The sequence below is a fragment of the Mesorhizobium sp. M8A.F.Ca.ET.021.01.1.1 genome, from assembly GCF_003998025.1.
Classification (GTDB): Bacteria; Pseudomonadota; Alphaproteobacteria; order Rhizobiales; family Rhizobiaceae; genus Mesorhizobium.
In genome coordinates this window covers 1-632 of the sequence record NZ_RZSJ01001064.1, presented here as the reverse complement: position 1 = coordinate 632, position 632 = coordinate 1, and the positions used below count along the sequence as shown (strand labels likewise).

The following is a 632-nucleotide window of genomic DNA, read 5'->3' as shown; positions in this document are numbered from 1 at the left end:
CAAGGACGGTGCGGGCGTCCGGCGCTTTTTCGGCCACGGGCGTTGCAGGCTCCTCGGGTGGGCGAGGCGCACGAGGTTTCTTCTTCGGCTTGGGTATCGCCTTCTGGATGTCCAGTGGCGGCTCTACCCGCTCGCTGCGGCGCGGAAACAGAAGGTCGCGCAACGACCAGCCGCGGCTCTGCTGCGGCTGCTCCTGCGCCATGGCTGGGGCGTGGACGGCGCCGGCCACAGCGATGGCGAGCACGGCGAAGGCCAGAATCAGCACCGGCGTGCGACGAACGACCGTCCCGATGCGCGCAGGCCAAACCAATCGCCCCCTCCCTACTCAACTACGCCAGGTTTTATTTTTGCCTGAGCCATTTCAGCACTTCCAAGCTCGGATAGCCATCCTGGGCCAAGCCAACCTTCGCCTGATAAGCCATGATGGCCGTCTTCGAGCCGTCACCGATCTTGCCGTCGAATTTGCCATCATAAAGGCCATGCTGGGAAAGTCGCTTCTGCAACTCCTGCCTTTCCTCGAAGCTGAGCTTGGTGAAAGGTCGCTGCCAGTCCTGCACCAGGCCGTTGCCGCCAGCGATCTCATCGGCAAGCAGACCGACAGCGAGCGCGTATTTGTCGGCATTGTTGTAGGC

1 protein-coding gene and 1 pseudogene are annotated in these 632 nt (G+C 62.8%); both read right to left on the bottom strand.

From position 1 onward, the window contains the following. Positions 1 to 310 (bottom strand): annotated as a pseudogene (locus EOA36_RS36610) (DUF459 domain-containing protein); the annotation flags it as partial. A 31-nt stretch (positions 311 to 341) separates the two neighbouring features. Further along, positions 342 to 632, bottom strand: a 291-nt coding sequence (locus EOA36_RS36605) for a peptidoglycan-binding domain-containing protein (protein WP_189553571.1), incomplete at its 5' end; no start/stop codon positions are given.